General features: G+C 69.9%; 13 protein-coding genes and 3 pseudogenes. 8 read left to right on the forward strand and 8 right to left on the reverse strand.

From position 1 onward, the window contains the following. The first annotated feature begins 13 nt into the window (after nt 1–13). Nucleotides 14–865, forward strand: a complete 852-nt coding sequence (gene speE, locus FZ025_RS08225; RefSeq protein ID WP_046977310.1) for a polyamine aminopropyltransferase — start codon at nt 14–16, stop codon at nt 863–865. An 85-nt stretch (nt 866–950) separates the two neighbouring features. On the opposite strand, the gene FZ025_RS08230 is transcribed toward speE, so the two are convergent. Continuing rightward, nucleotides 951–1,289: a P-II family nitrogen regulator gene (locus FZ025_RS08230; RefSeq protein ID WP_003480503.1), complete on the reverse strand. Its 339-nt coding sequence runs from the start codon at nt 1,287–1,289 to the stop codon at nt 951–953. A gap of 176 nt (nt 1,290–1,465) precedes the next feature. Between FZ025_RS08230 and ubiK the strand changes: the two genes are divergently transcribed. Beyond that, a complete protein-coding gene (ubiK, locus tag FZ025_RS08235) occupies nt 1,466–1,735 on the forward strand; it encodes a ubiquinone biosynthesis accessory factor UbiK (protein WP_046977309.1) in 270 nt (89 codons plus the stop codon). A gap of 13 nt (nt 1,736–1,748) precedes the next feature. Continuing rightward, nucleotides 1,749–3,305 (forward strand): YifB family Mg chelatase-like AAA ATPase, encoded by a 1,557-nt coding sequence (locus FZ025_RS08240; protein ID WP_046977308.1) that lies wholly within the window; start codon nt 1,749–1,751, stop codon nt 3,303–3,305. Here FZ025_RS08240 and FZ025_RS08245 read toward each other — a convergent pair. Together FZ025_RS08245 and FZ025_RS08250 are read right to left on the reverse strand one after the other, a co-directional pair. Continuing rightward, a pseudogene (locus tag FZ025_RS08245) lies at nt 3,269–3,364 on the reverse strand (integrase core domain-containing protein); the annotation flags it as partial. The gene FZ025_RS08240 and the pseudogene FZ025_RS08245 sit on opposite strands and share 37 nt — an antisense overlap. A 298-nt stretch (nt 3,365–3,662) precedes the next feature. Continuing rightward, on the reverse strand, nt 3,663–4,493 hold the full coding sequence (locus tag FZ025_RS08250) for a lysophospholipid acyltransferase family protein (RefSeq protein WP_046977324.1): 831 nt from the start codon (nt 4,491–4,493) through the stop codon (nt 3,663–3,665). A 446-nt stretch (nt 4,494–4,939) separates the two neighbouring features. On the opposite strand from FZ025_RS08250, the gene FZ025_RS22305 reads away from it, so the two are divergent. Beyond that, nucleotides 4,940–5,188: a ribonuclease domain-containing protein gene (locus FZ025_RS22305; protein WP_244292493.1), complete on the forward strand. Its 249-nt coding sequence runs from the start codon at nt 4,940–4,942 to the stop codon at nt 5,186–5,188. Between the two features lie 242 nt (nt 5,189–5,430). Further along, nucleotides 5,431–7,581 carry a TonB-dependent siderophore receptor gene (locus FZ025_RS08260; RefSeq protein ID WP_046977307.1) on the forward strand — a complete coding sequence of 717 codons (2,151 nt, stop codon included), beginning with the start codon at nt 5,431–5,433 and terminating at the stop codon, nt 7,579–7,581. Nucleotides 7,582–7,669: 88 nt separating this feature from the next. Here the strand turns inward: FZ025_RS08260 and FZ025_RS08265 are convergent. Continuing rightward, nucleotides 7,670–7,774, reverse strand: a pseudogene (locus FZ025_RS08265) (DUF1428 domain-containing protein); the annotation flags it as partial. Between the two features lie 239 nt (nt 7,775–8,013). On the opposite strand from FZ025_RS08265, the gene FZ025_RS08270 reads away from it, so the two are divergent. Next, a complete protein-coding gene (locus FZ025_RS08270) occupies nt 8,014–8,478 on the forward strand; it encodes a membrane protein (protein ID WP_046977306.1) in 465 nt (154 codons plus the stop codon). After that, the gene (locus FZ025_RS08275; RefSeq protein WP_046977305.1) at nt 8,475–9,863 is read left to right on the forward strand and encodes an FAD-containing oxidoreductase; all 1,389 of its coding nucleotides are present in this window, start codon (nt 8,475–8,477) and stop codon (nt 9,861–9,863) included. The genes FZ025_RS08270 and FZ025_RS08275 overlap by 4 nt, the downstream gene beginning before the upstream one ends. Before the next feature lie 279 nt (nt 9,864–10,142). Here FZ025_RS08275 and FZ025_RS08280 read toward each other — a convergent pair whose 3' ends face one another. Beyond that, nucleotides 10,143–10,961, reverse strand: coding sequence for an HDOD domain-containing protein (locus tag FZ025_RS08280; protein ID WP_046977304.1), 819 nt, complete (start codon nt 10,959–10,961; stop codon nt 10,143–10,145). A 246-nt stretch (nt 10,962–11,207) separates the two neighbouring features. Between FZ025_RS08280 and FZ025_RS08285 the strand changes: the two genes are divergently transcribed. Next, complete coding sequence (locus FZ025_RS08285; protein WP_046977303.1) at nt 11,208–11,708, forward strand: hypothetical protein; 501 nt, start codon at nt 11,208–11,210, stop codon at nt 11,706–11,708. A gap of 126 nt (nt 11,709–11,834) precedes the next feature. Here the strand turns inward: FZ025_RS08285 and FZ025_RS22310 are convergent, their stop codons facing one another. From FZ025_RS22310 to aceE, 3 genes and pseudogenes are all read right to left on the reverse strand, one after another. Next, nucleotides 11,835–12,047 carry a type II toxin-antitoxin system HicB family antitoxin gene (locus tag FZ025_RS22310; protein WP_046977302.1) on the reverse strand — a complete coding sequence of 71 codons (213 nt, stop codon included), beginning with the start codon at nt 12,045–12,047 and terminating at the stop codon, nt 11,835–11,837. A gap of 74 nt (nt 12,048–12,121) precedes the next feature. Beyond that, a pseudogene (locus FZ025_RS22880) lies at nt 12,122–12,244 on the reverse strand (type II toxin-antitoxin system HicA family toxin); the annotation flags it as partial. Nucleotides 12,245–12,357: 113 nt separating this feature from the next. After that, a complete protein-coding gene (aceE, locus tag FZ025_RS08300; protein WP_046977301.1) occupies nt 12,358–15,048 on the reverse strand; it encodes a pyruvate dehydrogenase (acetyl-transferring), homodimeric type in 2,691 nt (896 codons plus the stop codon). Between the last annotated feature and the right edge of the window lie 166 nt (nt 15,049–15,214).

Raw genomic sequence — 15,214 nt, forward strand, 5'->3', positions numbered from 1 at the left:
AGGAATCTCCTGCATGAGCGCCAACGACAACTGGTACATCGAACACTTCCAGCCCACCGGCTCGGCCATCGGCTATCGCATCACCGGCAAGCTGGACGAGGTGCAGTCGCCGTTCCAGAAGATCGAGATCTACGACACCACCGACTGGGGCAAGCTGATGGTGATCGATGGCGCGGTGATGCTGACCACGCGCGACAACTTCTTCTACCACGAGATGATCAGCCATCCGGCGCTGTTCACCCACGCCGCGCCCAAGCGCGTGGTGATCATCGGCGGCGGCGACTGCGGCACCCTGCGCGAGGTGCTCAAGCACCCGGGCGTGGAGCGCGCCACCCAGTGCGACATCGACGAGCAGGTCACGCGCATGGCCGAGAAGTACTTCCCGGAACTGTGCGACTCCAACGCCGATCCGCGCGCCGAGCTGCTGTTCGACGACGGCATCGCCTACATGGCCAACTGCCCGGCCGGCAGCGTGGACATCGTCATCGTCGATTCCACCGATCCGGTCGGCCCGGCCGAAGGCCTGTTCAACAAGGCGTTCTACGCCAGCTGCTGCAAGGCGCTGAAGGACGACGGGATCCTGGTGCAGCAGTCCGAATCGCCGCTGGCGCTGCTGGACCTGATCAAGGAAATGCGCGCCGAGATGGGCAAGGCCGGCTTCGCCAGCTTCCACACCGTGCCGTTCCCGCAGCCGTGCTACCCGACCGGCTGGTGGAGCGTGACCCTGGCGCGCAAGCACGGCGGCTTCGATTTCCGCCAGGCCGACGCGGCGGCCAAGCCGTTCGCCACCCGCTACTACAGCGCGCACCTGCACACCGGCACCCAGCTGCTGCCGCCGTTCGTGGCCGAGGCGCTGGGCGAGTGAGCCAGGGGTGGGAGCGCGTCAGCGCGTCCGCCGCCGCAGCCGGCCAGCACCGGCGCCGAGGCCGCCGCGCAGCGCGGCGCGTGCCCTACAGCGCGTCCGCATCCAGTTCGCCGGTGCGGATCCGCACCACCGTGCCCAGGTCGTAGACGAACACCTTGCCGTCGCCGATCTTGCCGGTACCGGCGGCCTTGACGATCGCCTCGAGCACGCGTTCGACCTGGTCTTCGGTGACCGCCACTTCCAGCTTCACCTTGGGCAGGAAATCGACCACGTACTCGGCGCCGCGGTACAGCTCGGTGTGGCCCTTCTGGCGGCCGAAACCCTTGACCTCGGTGACGGTGATGCCGGCCACGCCCTGCGCGGCGAGCGCTTCGCGCACATCGTCGAGCTTGAACGGCTTGATCACGGCCATGATCATCTTCATGCGGCTTTCTCCAATCGCAATGGCCTCAGGATAGCGCGGTTGCGCGATGCCCGGCCGCCGGGTTCAAATGGCCGCGCGCCCCATCGCCGGAATTTTCCGACAGCGCGCCGCGCCCGATCCCGATGGCCCCGAATCGCAGGGTGCCGCAGTCTGGCGTCACCTGCCGGAGCATCGCCATGATCGACCTCAACCACCTCGACGACCTCGCCCGCCGCCTCAGCGACCTGATGCCGCCAGGCCTGCGCGAATCCCGCGACGAACTGCAGAGCACCTTCAAGAGCGCGCTGCAGGCCGGACTGGGCAAGCTCGACCTGGTCACCCGCGAAGAGTTCGACGTGCAGCGCGCGGTACTGCTGCGCACCCGCGAGAAGCTGGAAGCGCTGGAACGCAGCGTCGCCGCGCTGGAAGCCGCGCGCAGCGGCGACGCGCCGTCCGCGCAAGCCTGATCCACCCGCCACCATGAGCCTGGCGCTGGTGCACAGCCGTGCCCGCGCGGGGGTGCTTGCGCCTCCGGTTCGGGTCGAGGTCCATCTGTCCGGCGGACTGCCGGCGACGCAGATCGTCGGCCTGCCCGAGGCCGCGGTGCGCGAATCGCGCGATCGCGTGCGCGCCGCCATCCTGTGCGCGCAATACGAGTTCCCGGCGCGGCGCATCACCGTCAACCTGGCTCCGGCCGACCTGCCCAAGGAAGGCGGCCGCTTCGACCTGCCGATCGCGCTGGGCATCCTCGCCGCCGCCGGGCAACTCGACCCGCAGGCGCTGGGCAACTACGAATTCCTCGGCGAGCTGGCCTTGACCGGCGAGCTGCGTGCCGTGGACGGGGTGCTGCCGGCGGCGCTGGCCGCCGCCCAAGCCGGGCGCACGCTGATCGTGCCGGCCGGCAACGGTCCCGAAGCGGCGCTGGCGCAGCACGTGCAGGCGTTCACCGCGCGCACCCTGCTCGAAGTCTGCGCGCTGTTGAACGGCACCAAGACCTTGCCCGCCGCCGAAGCCCTGCCGGCCGCGCCCACGCCGTTTCCCGACCTGAGCGACGTGCGCGGGCAGGCGCAGGCGCGGCGTGCGCTGGAGATCGCGGCGGCCGGTCATCACCACCTGTTGTTGATCGGCAGCCCGGGCTGCGGCAAGACCCTGCTGGCCTCGCGCCTGCCCGGGATCCTGCCCGAGGCCAGCGAGGCGGAGGCGCTGGAAGCGGCGGCGATCGCCTCGGTCAGCGGCCGCGGCCTGGACCCGGCGCGCTGGCGACAACGCCCCTACCGATCCCCGCACCACACCGCCAGCGCGGTGTCGCTGGTCGGCGGCGGCACCCATCCACGCCCGGGCGAAATCTCGCTGGCGCATCGCGGCGTGCTGTTCCTGGACGAACTGCCGGAGTGGAACCGGCATGCGCTGGAGGTGCTGCGCGAGCCGCTGGAATCGGGCCAGGTCACCGTGTCGCGCGCCGCACGCAGTGTCGATTTCCCGGCCCGCTTCCAGTTGGTCGCGGCGATGAATCCCTGCCCCTGCGGCTGGGCCGGCGATGCCAGCGGCCGCTGCCGCTGCGGCGACGACGGCATCCGCCGCTATCGCGCGCGCATCTCCGGCCCCTTGCTGGATCGCATCGACCTGCATGTGGACGTGCCGCGGCTGCCGCCGCAGGCGCTGCGCGCCGATGCCGCGCCCGGCGAGAGCAGCGCCGCGGTGCGCGCGCGGGTGGAGCAGGCACGGCAACGCCAGCTGGCGCGCGCCGGCTGCCCCAACGGCCAGCTCGGCCACAGCCAGACCTTGCGCGACTGCCGCCTGCACCCACGCGACGAAGCGCTGCTGGAACGCGCCATCGACCACCTGCGGCTGTCGGCGCGCTCCTTGCACCGCATCCTGCGCGTGGCGCGCACCATCGCCGACCTGGACGGCAGCGACGCGATCGCCACCGCACACCTGACCGAAGCGATCGGCTACCGGCAGCTGGATCGCGGCGAGCCGGCGGCGTTGCGGTCGGATCCTTCGTCTCGCCGCCGGCCGTCGAACGATTCGGCATAAGCGTTTTGGTTCGGCTTGCCTGGCTGGACGCGCCGTAACTGCGCGCCACGTGCATGCGCTGCTCGGCCAGCAACCTCTTCGGAGCAACGCGCGCATGACCTCCGGCTCGGTCCGGCTGACCTTCTCATACAGCGCCGCACGCGAGACCGGCAAACGCTCCTTCTTGCACGCCGCTGCATGCCGCGTGGGCCCGCATCATCAGTTGCACCGCCATGGACCTCAACATACGCTTCGCAACAGGAGGTCGATGGCGAGATTCCTTGGCGGCGCCGGCCACCTGCGGTGGAGACAGGCTAGAAAATCCCAATGCCATCTGCATGATACGAAACGGCGCGCGCAGGCCTGGCCGAATCGCGCCTACGCCGATCCGGCGCCCTGGGGGGCAGCGAGCACGGCGGCCACGACCGCATGCACCTGTTGCGCCAGCGCCTTGCGCTGCGTGCCGGGCGCGATCGCGATCGGCGCGTGGAAGGTCACCCGCAACACGGCGCCGGACATGCCCAGAAAGCGCATGGCGTGGGCGCCGGCCTGCATCGCGCCGTAGAACGCATAGGCGTCGCGCTCGCCGCCGTGCGCCAGGGGCCGGCCGTCGACGGACAGCAGCTCCAGGGTGAACGGCTGCAGCGTCCATGGCCGGGCGTTGGTGTCGCCGCCCAGGAACAGCGAGAACAGGCTCGACTTGAACGCGGCGACGTGCTCGCCGGAGGAGGTGGTGCCTTCGGCGAACAGCACCACGTCGTGGTCGGGGCGGATCTGCGCGGCGACGCCCGCCGCCACGTTGGCCGCGTCGATCCGGCGGCGGCTGATGAACAGGGTCTGCGCCAGGGCGCCGAGATGGCGCATCCCGGGCCAGCGCTCCATGTCGTTCTTGGCGATGAAGCGCGCGCGCAGCAGGCTGCCCAGCACCACGATGTCGAAGTGCGAGATGTGGTTGCCGACGAACAGGGTGCCGCCGCCGCGGCGCGGGACGCCGACGCGCTCGACGCGGATGCCCATCAACGTGCGCAGGCAGGCGAACCACAACCGCGGCAGCACGAAGGCGCCGCGTCCGCGGGTGAAGCGCATCAGCAGCCATTGCAGCGGCAGCAGCGGCACGCTGATCAGGACCCATGCGGCGAGCTTGGCGGCCACGCGCAGGGGGGCGAGGACAGTGCCGGCTGCAAGGCGAGACGAGGCGGCGTGGTTCATGGCTAACGAAAGCGGCGGCGGGGGCGGTCGGGTGCGCAGAGAGACGAGCGCCGGCTTCGGTGCGCGGCCGGCGCCGTCGATGGTAGCCGACGCTGCCGCGCCCGGCACCTGCCGGCAACGCCACGGCGGCATGCCCGCACCTGCAGCGGTGCCTGGCGCCATGCGCGCTTGAACCGCACACGGCGGCCGCACCGCTAGATCAGGTATTCGCCGATGGGGGCTGGAGGCATTCTTCGCATAGTCCGAGACGCGGCCTGCGCGCTGTTCGCATCGGCGGCGCTCCATCCCTCCGTCCCCAAGGAGTCGTCCATGTCTCCCTCGATCAGATTCACGCTGCTTGCCGTCCTCGCCCTGTCGGCTGCGCAGGCGCAGAAAGCCCCGCCGGGCTGCGGCGTGCTGCCCACCTATGCGCCGAGGCCGCGCGCGACATGGCCTATTGCGTCACGATGCCCAATCCGATCGGCGCCTGCGGCGCTGGCGCCGTCGATGTGCAGGTGTTCGGCAATAGCGAGCGGCGCCTGCCCCAGGCCGGCCATGGCCAGACCTACTGCGAGGGCAAGGCGCGGCGCGATCCCGGCGGCGCGGCCGGCACCTATCGGCTGGTGTTCCTGGTCACTGGCGGCGCCAAGAAGTCGATCATCGACAAGCGCTATTACTCCGTCGATCACTACGCCGGCTTCTGCACGATTCTCTGAGCGGTTGCGTGCAGCGACGCCAGGCAATGCGCCCGGTCCGACCGGGCACGCTGCGGGTGTGGCGGCATCGGTCGGTCGCAAGCGGCGCTTGCCGCGGGCGCGCGGCACCCTCGTCCCGGCGGCGGCGCTCGGGTAGACTTTGCAGACTTGACGACGCGCAAGCCGTGTTCCAGCGCCAGCCCCAGTCGTGAGAATCCGCATAGGCCGCCTGCCTGTGTCTCACTACATCCAGGGGGTTTTCCATGTCCGCTTTCCATCTTCGCGCCGCTGCCGTGCGTTTGAGCGTGCTGTCGGCCGGCTTGTGCATCGCGCTTCCGGCCGCGGCGCAGCCGGACGCCGCCGACGATCCGACCACGCTGGATGCGATCAACGTCAAGGCCGAACGCGCGCATTCCTATACGGTCGAACAAACCGCGGCGGCGACGCGCCTGGCGCTGACCCCGCAGCAGACGCCGCAGTCGGTCAGCATCGTCACCGCGCAGCGGATCGAGGATCAGCACCTGACCTCGGTGCGCGAGGTGCTCGACAACGTCACCGGGGTGTCCTCCAACGCCTACGACAGCGAACGCGTGCTGTTCTATGCGCGCGGCTTCCTGGTCGAGAACATGGCCTACGACGGCGTGCCGGTCGCACCGGGGGTCAATTCCGGGTCCGCCGATGCCAGCCTGGATACGGCCATCTACGAGCGCATCGAGGTGCTGCGCGGCGCCAGCGGCCTGCTCAGCGGCGCCGGCAGCCCGTCGGCGACGATCAACTTCGTGCGCAAGCGCGCCGACAGCCGCACGCTGCAGGCCGACGCGTCGCTGAGCGCGGGGTCGTGGGACACCCTGCGCGGCAGCGCCGATGTCGCCGCGCCGCTGGCGGCCGACGGCAGCGTGCGCGGCCGCCTGGTCGGCGCCTACGAACAGGGCGATTCCTACCTGGACCGCTACAGCAAGAAGAAGACCGTGCTGTACGGCGTGGTCGATGCCGACCTCGGCGCCACCACCACGCTGAGCGTGGGCTACGACTATCAGAAGAACCGGCCCAAGGGCGTGACCTGGGGCAGCTACCCGGTGTTCTACGACGATGGCAGCTTCCTGGAGTGGCCGCGCGGCTTCAGCAGCGCCGCGGACTGGACCTACTGGAACACCACCACCGCCACCGCCTTCGCCGATCTCAAGCACCCGTTCGGCAATGGCTGGCTGCTGCGGGCAATGGCCAGCCATCGCGCCACTGAAGGCGACATGGCGCTGTTCTACGTCTATGGGTTCCCGAACCGCGTCACCGGCGAAACGCTGGATCCGTCCGCCTACCGCAGCCGCGACCGCGGCCGCCAGAACATGCTCGATGTGTATGCGTCCGGGCCGTTCCAGGCCTGGGGCCGCGAGCACGAGCTGGTGCTGGGCCTGAGCGGTTCGCGCTACACCAAGCGGTCGTGGGTCAACGCCACCGAGGCGCTGGCGCCGGTCGGCGATTTCCTGCAGTGGAACGGCGACTATCCGTCTCCGCAGTTCGCGGCCGACGCCGACCAGGCCACCGACATCCGCACCGACCAGCAGGGCGCGTACGCCGCCGTGCGCCTGTCGCTGGCCGCGCCGTTGACGCTGGTCGCCGGCGCCCGCTACAGCCGCTGGAAGAACGCCACCGACGACCTGTACAGCGGCGTGTTCCGCCACGACCACCGCAAGACCGTGCCCTACGCCGGGCTGATCTACGCGATCACCCCGGTGTATTCGGCATTCGTCAGCTACACCGAGATCTTCAACCCGCAGGACAATCGCCGCAGCGACGGCAGCTTCCTCGATCCGGTGCTCGGCAGCAGCCGCGAGATCGGCCTCAAGGGCCGCCATCTCGACGGCCGCCTCAATACCGCGCTGGTGCTGTTCGATACCCGCCAGGACAACGTGGCCGAGGCCGATGTCGGCCAGACCCTGCCCGATGGCCTGACCCAGGCCTACGTCGCGGTGGACGGCACCCGCTCGCGCGGCTTCGAGCTGGAAGCGTCGGGCGAGCTGAGCGAAGACTGGAATGCGGCGTTCGGCTGGTCGCATTTCGAACTGGAGGGCGCGGACGGCGCCGACCTGCGCACCGCGCTGCCGCGCACGCTGGTGCGCCTGTTCACCACCTACCGGCTGCCCGGTGCCTGGAACCGGCTCAGCGTGGGCGGCGGCGTCAACTGGCAGTCCGCCAGCCATGCCGCGGTGGACGGACCCAGCGGTCCGCAGCGTGTGGATCAGGCCTCGGTGACCTTGCTCAGCGCGATGGCGCGCTACGCCTTCACTGCGCAGGCCTCGCTGCAGGTCAATGCGAGCAACCTGCTGGATCGCAAGTATTTCGTGCTCGACGAATACAGCAACCTGTACTACGCCGCCGGGCGCAATGCGACGCTGAGCTTCAACTACAGGTTCTGAGCGCCTGCCGCGCGGCGGGGTGTCCGCCGCGCGGCGTGGGCGCGGCCGGCATGGCGTGCCGGTCGCGCCTGCGCGATGACGGCCGCGCCTATTTCGTCAGCGCCAGCAGCGGCACGTAGCCGCCGTAGACCATGCGCTTGCCGTCGAACGGCATCGGGTTCTGCGCCGGATCCATGCGCGGGTCTTGCATCATCTCTTCTGCATGCCGGCGTCGCGCAACCGGCCCAGCCAGACGAGACGGCCAAGGCGGCCAGGCGTGCGAAGCCAGCCAGGCGCTGCTGCCCCGCATTGCATGCGCGTGCGCAAATCTGCCCTGCGTGGCGGGTGCCGCGCCGCGCTGCCTATACTCAAAGGCACCTGCCGCGCGGCGTACAGCGCGCCGCGTGCCAGGGAGTCCCGGGTTTCGCTTCGCCACCTGTCGGAGTCGCCGTCATGAGCCTGCTCGTCGTCGCGCTGTTGATCGGGATCGTCGCTGGCCTGCGCGCGATGACTGCGCCGGCCGTGGTCGGCTGGGCCGCCAGCCTGGGTGTGCTGCCGCTGGTCGGCACGCCTTTGGCGTTCCTGGGCTGGCGCTTCACGCCGTGGATCGTCTCGCTGCTGGCCATCGGCGAACTCGTCACCGACCAGTTGCCGGGCACGCCCAGCCGCAAGGTGCCGCTGCAGTTCGGCACGCGCATCGCCAGCGGCGGCCTGTGCGGCGCGGCGCTGGGCATGGCCGCCGGGCTGTGGGTGGCAGCCATGGTCGCCGGCGCGCTCGGCGCGGTGCTTGGCACCTTCGGCGGTGCCGCGGCACGTGCGGCGCTGGCGCAGCGTTTCGGCCGCGACCTGCCGGCCGCGTTGCTCGAGGACGCGGCGGCGATCGCGCTGGGCGTGCTGGCGATGGCGCTGCTGCGATGAGCCGCGCGTTCGATGCGATCGTGGTCGGCGCCGGCCAGGCCGGTCCGTCGCTGGCCGCGCGCCTGGTCGCGGCCGGCATGCAGGTGGCGCTGGTCGAACGCCAGCTGCTCGGCGGCACCTGCGTCAACACCGGCTGCATGCCGACCAAGACCCTGGTCGCCAGCGCGCGCGTGGCGCACCTGGCGCGGCGCGCCGCCGACTACGGCGTGCAGCTGCAGGGGGAGGTCGGCATCGACATCGCGCGGGCGATGGCGCGCGCGCATGCGGTCACGCACAGTGCGCGCGACAACCTGGAGCAGTGGCTGGGCGGCATGCGCGGACTGACCCTGTTGCGCGGCCACGCCCACTTCGAGGCGCCGCAGCGGCTGCGCGTGGGCGAGGAGTGCATCACCGCGCCGAAGATCTTCCTCAACGTCGGCGGGCGGGCGCACGTGCCGGCGCTGCCGGGCGTGGAGCGGATCGACTATCTGACCAACACCTCGATCCTGCAGCTGCGCGAGGTGCCGCGGCACCTGGCGGTGATCGGCGGCAGCTACATCGGCCTGGAATTCGCGCAGATCTTCCGCCGCCTCGGCGCGCAGGTGACGGTCGTCGAGCAGCAGCCGCGGCTGCTCGCGCGCGAGGACGAGGACGTGTCCGACTGCATCCGCAGCGTGCTGGAAGGCGAGGGCGTGGCGGTGCGCACCCACGCACAGTGCATCGCGTTCGCACCGCATGCGCAGGGCGTGGTGGTGCAGGTGGATTGCCATGAAGGCGCGCCGGACGTGGTCGCCAGCCATGTGCTGCTGGCGATGGGGCGGCAGCCCAATACCGACGACCTGGGCCTGGAGCAGGCCGGCATCGCCACCGACGCCCGCGGCTACATCGCCGTGGACGAGCAACTGGCGACCAGCGCCGCCGGGGTGTGGGCGCTGGGCGACTGCAACGGCCGCGGCGCGTTCACCCATACCGCCTACAACGACTACGAGATCGTCGCCGCCAACCTGCTCGACGGCGGCCAGCGCCGGGTGTCGCAGCGCGTGCCCGGCTACGCGCTGTACACCGATCCGCCGCTGGGCCGGGTCGGCATGACCGAGGCGCAGGCGCGCGCCAGCGGCCGTCCGCTGCTGTTCGCCAAGCGGCCGATGACCCAGGTCGGGCGTGCGCGCGAGAACGGCGAGACCGCCGGCTTCATGAAGCTGGTGGCCGACGCGCAGACCCACCGCATCCTCGGTGCGGCGATCCTCGGCATCAACGGCGACGAGGCCATCCACGGCGTGCTCGACCTGATCAACGCCGGGCAGCCGTTCGAGACCCTACAATGGGCAGTGCCGATCCATCCGACCGTGTCGGAGCTGTGGCCGAGCGTGGTCGGCGCGCTGCGGGCCGGGGCGGCGGGCGCGTAGCGCATTTTCGATGCGGGTGTCCACGTCGGCGAAATCGGGCGGGAGAGGCTTCGGCCCCCGGCGGCACCCGAAGCCGGAAACTACACCGCTGCGTTCGTCGCAACCGATGGCCCGAGGCCACCCAGCATCGCTCCCACAGGGACTTGCGGCGAACCGGCCGGGTGCACTGTGGGAGCGACTTCAGTCGCGACGGGCACTCCCGATACAACCCGTCGCGCCTGATGAGCTGGGGTCAGCAGGAAGCGCTCCCACGCGCGACATCATCTGCAGCGAATGCGCTCAGCGCAGCAGTTCGGTGAACGCGCGGTCGGCCTCGATCACGTCCGGCAGCGCGGCGAACAGCGCGTCCAGGTCCACGTCGTCCAGTAGCGGGCCGCTGACCGCCTGCCGCGCTTCCGGGGTGGCGCCGTCGAAACGCTCCAGCGCATCGGCGACCAGCGCCGCCTGCGCCACCACGCGCGGCATCGGCTGGCCTTCCGGCGCCTGCAGCGGCCGCGCCTGGTAGGCGATCGCGGTCTGGATCACCGCCGGCAGATGCCAGCGCCGCGCCAGCTCGGCACCCACTTCCGGGTAGCCGAAGCCCAGTTGCACGGTCTCCTCGGCGGCGCGGCCGCTGGAGGACGCATCCGGATGCAGCTGCGCCGCATAGTCCGGCGCGCCGGTCTGGATCAGCAGCTCGCCGATGTTGTGCATCATTCCGCAGGTGAACGCGGTTTCCGCATCCAGGCCCTTCTGCCTGGCCAGCAGCCGGCAGATGCCGGCGACCTCGAAGCTGTGCAGCCAGAACGCGCGCAGGTCGAAATGGGCCGGCGCATGGAACGCGTCGGTCATCGAGGAGGCCAGCACCAGCGTGCGCAAGGTGTTGAAGCCCAGGCGCAGCGCGGCATCCTCGACGCTGGTCGAATCGCGCGCGCCGCGGAACCGCGCCGAGTTGGCCAGGCGCAGCACCTTGGCCGCGATTACCGGGTCGCGCTGGATGCTGCGGGCCACGCTGTCCAGGCTGGTGGTGGGATTGTCGAATTGCAGGATCAGCTCCTGCGCCACCTTGGGGATGGTCGGCAGGGTGTGCAGCTGGTCGAACAGCACCTCTAGTTTCATCGGGGACCTCAAGACAGAACGGTAAAGAGACACCGCCGGCGCAGGCAGCCAGCGGCGCCCGCCGGGCGGCGCCGGCGAACCCCGCGCATCGTAGACCCAATCGCGGCAGGCGGCGTGCACGCCGGGGCGCCCCGGGGTGGTCTGTCATCCGGCGGTCACCGGCTTGACCCACACTCCGCGAACCGGGGAGCCGGTCCCATCGGGCCGCGTGGCCTTTCTCATCCGCAAACGCGGCAGGATCGAACGATGAAATACGTAGTGCTGGCGCTGGCGTGCGCCCTGGCGGCACCGGCAGCGCTGGCGCAGTCGGGGTATGTGGAGATCGAGCGCCGGTTGAGCGCAGAGCAGTTGCACGAGGTCGGGCTGACCCCGGCCCAGCTGGCCACGCTCAATCGCCTGCTGCGCGCCACCGATGCGCGCACAGCGGCGCAGGCTCCGGCGCGGCCCGCGGCGGCGCCTGCGGTCGCGGGCCGCGCCGCGGGCGACTCCCAGGCCGAGCAGGGCATGCTGATCGGCCTGGACGATGGCCCGATCAGCGCCCGCGTGCAGGGCGACGTCGCCGGCTGGGCGCCGGGTAGCGTGTTCGTGCTGGACAATGGCCAGCAGTGGAAGGTGCTCAAGGGCAACATGACCCTGCGCACCGCGCTGGCCTCGCCAGCGATCAAGGTCGTGCCCGGCATCGCCGGACGCTGGTTCCTGCAGGTGGACGAAGACCTGCCGAAGGCGCGGGTCTACCGGATCCATTGAACGCCTGCGTCCGTCGCCGCTTCTTGCAGGAGCGGTTCCGGATCGCCTCGGACCCTCGGCCGTGACAGCGGCAACGGCGTCGGACCATGCCGGGACAGACACCACAGCAGTCCCCTCTCCCCCAGATCAAGCCGCCACATCCACATACTCAACCTGACTCGACGGCAGCGGAATCGCCTCGCCATCCTCGCGCATGCCCGCCAGATGCAGCTCGATCGCTTCGCGGATCAACCCTTCCACCTCCGCAGTCGTCGCGCCGGTCGCCACGCACCCCGGCAGATCCGGCACGTACGCGGAGTAGTTGTTACCCGCTTGCTCGATGACGACGGCGTAGCGCATGGCGATGACCTCTTCAGGCCGGCCTGTTTCAGGATGCTGTTGACGGTGCCGGGAGCCACATCATCGCTCGGCCTGCCGGCCACTGTCACGCGGCCGGGGTAGACAGGATGCTTGAACTGGCGGCTGCCGGTCTGGCCAACTTGCTGCCAGCCTGCGTCCTTGAGTTGTTGCAGCACGTCGCGGATTTTCGGGGGCATGTTCGCGGTCCTTGCGAATGCTGGCCGGTCAGGGGAAGAGCGCCCTCTTCCGCTGCGGCAACCCTCTCCCGCGTGGCAGGAGCGGGGCAGAGCGTGATTGCCTGGCGGGTCGGTTACACCCCAACCGGATTCGCCTTCTCCGGATCGATCCTGTACTGCTTGATCGCCCGCGCCACATCCTTCCCGGTCATCTTCCCCTCCTTCGCCAGCGCCGCGATCGCCGCGTGCGCGATGGAGTACCGGTCCACCTCGAAGAAGCGGCGCAGGTTGGCGCGGGTGTCGGAGCGGCCGAAGCCGTCGGTGCCCAGCACGGTGTAGTGGGTCGGCACGAAGGCGCGGATCTGGTCGGCGAAGGCGCGCACGTAGTCGGTGGCGGCGATGGCCGGGCCCTGGCGGGTTTCCAGCAGTTGGGTCACGTAGGGCTTGCGCTGCTCGCCTTCCGGATGCAGGCGGTTCCAGCGCTCGGCGTCGAAGCCGTCGCGGCGCAGTTCGTTGAAGCTGGGGCAGGACCAGATGTCGGCGGTGACGCCGAAGTCCTTGTCCAGCAGTGCGGCGGCGGCGATGGCTTCGCGCAGGATGGTGCCCGAGCCCAGCAGCTGCACGCGCAGTTCGCCCTTCTTGGGCTTGCCAGCGTCCTGCAGCAGGTACATGCCCTTGATGATGCCGACCTCTGCACCGGCCGGCATTTCCGGGTGGGTGTAGTTTTCGTTCATCAAGGTGATGTAGTAGTACTCGTCCACCTGCTCCTGCATCATCCGCTTCATGCCGTACTGCATGACCACGGTGACCTCAAAGCCGAAGGTGGGGTCGTAGCTGCGCACGTTCGGGATCGAGCCGGCGATGACCTGGCTGAAGCCGTCTTCGTGCTGCAGGCCTTCGCCGTTGAGCGTGGTGCGGCCGGCGGTGCCGCCGAGCAGGAAGCCGCGGGTGCGCATGTCCGCCGCCTGCCAGGCGATGTCGCCCACGCGCTGGAAGCCGAACATGGAGTAGTAGATGTAGAACGGCAGCATCGGCACGTTGCTGACCGAGTAGCTGGTGCCGGCGGCCATCCACGAGGAGATCGCGCCCGGCTCGCTGATACCCTGCTGCAGCACCTGGCCGGACTGGTCCTCGCGGTAGAACATCAGCTGGTCGGCGTCCACCGGCTTGTACTTCTGGCCGAACGGGGCGTAGATGCCGATCTGGCGGAACATGCCTTCCATGCCGAAGGTGCGCGCTTCGTCGGCCACGATCGGCACGATGCGCGGACCCAGGTCCTTGTCGCGCAAGGCGATGTTGAGGCTCTGCACGAAGGCCATGGTGGTGGAGTAGCTGCGCTCGCCGCTGGACTTGAGCAGGCGCTCGTACTTGTCCAGGCCGGGCACGTCGAAGGACTGGTCGGCCTTGCGCCGGCGCTGCGGCAGGTGGCCGCCGAGCGCGGCGCGGCGTTCCTGCAGGTACTGCACTTCCGGCGAATCCGGGCCGGGGTGGTAGAACGGCACCTGCTCGGCGTCGGCCAGCTGCTTGTCGCTGAGCGGGATGTTGAAGCGGTCGCGGAACGCGCGCACGGCGGCGTCGTCCAGCTTCTTGGTCTGGTGGGTGGGGTTGAGCGATTCGCCCGAGGAGCCCATGCCGTAGCCCTTGACCGTCTTGGCCAGGATCACGGTGGGCATGCCCCTGGTGTTCACCGCCTGGTGGTAGGCGGCGTAGACCTTGTGCGGGTCGTGGCCGCCGCGGTTCAGGCGCCAGATGTCGTCGTCGGACAGGCCGGCGACCATGGCCGCGGTCTCCGGGTATTTGCCGAAGAAGTTGGCGCGGGTGTAGGCGCCGCCGAAGGCCTTGCAGTTCTGGTATTCGCCATCGACGGTTTCCATCATCAGCTTGCGCAGCACGCCGTCGGTGTCGCGCGCCAGCAGCGCGTCCCAGTAGCCGCCCCACAGCAGCTTGATCACGTTCCAGCCGCCGCCGCGGAACACGCCTTCCAGCTCCTGGATGATCTTGCCGTTGCCGCGCACCGGGCCGTCCAGGCGCTGCAGGTTGCAGTTCACCACGAAGATCAGGTTGTCCAGGCCTTCGCGGCCGGCCAGGGCGATGGCGCCCAGGGTCTCGGGTTCGTCGGACTCGCCGTCGCCGATGAAGCACCACACCTTGCGGTCGGACTTCTCGATCAGGCCGCGGTGCTCCAGGTACTTCATGAACTGCGCCTGGTAGATGGCGCTGAGCGGGCCCAGGCCCATCGACACGGTGGGGGTCTGCCAGAAGTCCGGCATCAGCCACGGGTGCGGGTAGGAGGAAATGCCCTGCCCGTCCACTTCCATGCGGAAGTGGTCGAGCTGAGTCTCGGTGATGCGGCCTTCGAGGAAGGCGCGGGCGTAGATGCCCGGGGAGCTGTGGCCCTGGATGTAGAGCAGGTCGCCGGGGTGCTTGTCCGACGGGGCGCGCCAGAAGTGATTGAAGCCCACGTCGTACAGGGTGGCGCTGGAGGCGAAGGAGGCGATGTGGCCGCCCAGGTCGCCCGGCTTGCGGTTGGCGCGGACCACGCTGGCCATGGCGTTCCAGCGGATGATCGAGCGGATCTTCCACTCGATGGCCGCATCGCCCGGGCTTTTGGCTTCGTTGGCGGGCGCGATGGTGTTGACGTACTCGGTGGTCGGCGAGAACGGCAGGTAGGCGCCGGAGCGGCGGGTCAGCTCGACCATGTCCTCCAGCAGCTGATGCGCGCGCTCGGGGCCTGCGACATCGATGACGGCCTTGAGCGATTCGATCCACTCCTGGGTCTCAGTCGGGTTCGGATCGTTCTGCAGCACCTCGTTCAACCAGTTCATAGCGCTCCCGTAGGTCGCGCGCACGCGCGCGATTGCATGTGTTTTTCGAAGCGTCCAAGTGTAGCGCAACCGCCCCGCCGGACCTCGTACGGCAGCGTATGGAACGGACTGTCGCATTGGCCCGGGACAGCCCGCGGCGCGGCTGCGCGGCGGGACGCGGCTGCGC

Source organism: Xanthomonas hyacinthi, from assembly GCF_009769165.1.
GTDB lineage: Bacteria > Pseudomonadota > Gammaproteobacteria > Xanthomonadales > Xanthomonadaceae > Xanthomonas_A > Xanthomonas_A hyacinthi.